The sequence below is a fragment of the Microcoleus sp. PH2017_35_SFW_U_B genome (assembly GCF_020737865.1).
In the GTDB taxonomy this organism is placed as follows: Bacteria; Cyanobacteriota; Cyanobacteriia; order Cyanobacteriales; family Microcoleaceae; genus Microcoleus.
The window spans coordinates 14,303-14,654 of record NZ_JAEQDE010000131.1 but is presented as its reverse complement, the minus strand read 5'-3'; the positions used below and the strand labels follow the sequence as shown (position 1 = coordinate 14,654).

Below are 352 nucleotides of genomic sequence, written 5' to 3'. Positions count from 1 at the left end.
TCGAATATTATATCACCATCCTGTAGGGGCGGGTTCACCGAAATATATGACACCCAACGACAATTATAAAAACCCGCCCCCACCCAGCCCAAAAATTAAGAATACATTGAATTTAACCATGTGGTGGGGAGGTTTTTGGGGGTTATTGGTTTGGTGGGGGCGGGTTTTTGAGATTGTTTGTTGGTGACACAATTAATGGCGAACCCGCCCCTACGAATTTGGGCATAAAATACGATAAAGAATATTTTATCATCATCCTGTAGGGGCGGGTTCACCGAAATATATGACACCCAACGACAATTATAAAAACCCGCCCCCACCCAGCCCAAAAATTAACAATACATTGAATTTA

The 352-nt window shown here is 42.6% G+C and carries 1 protein-coding gene; it reads left to right on the top strand.

Going from position 1 to position 352, the window contains the following annotated elements; genetic code table 11:
• A partial coding sequence (locus JGK36_RS30160; RefSeq protein WP_293201271.1) for a hypothetical protein occupies nt 1-187 on the top strand: 187 nt, incomplete at its 5' end.
• Nucleotides 188-352: the final 165 nt, after the last annotated feature.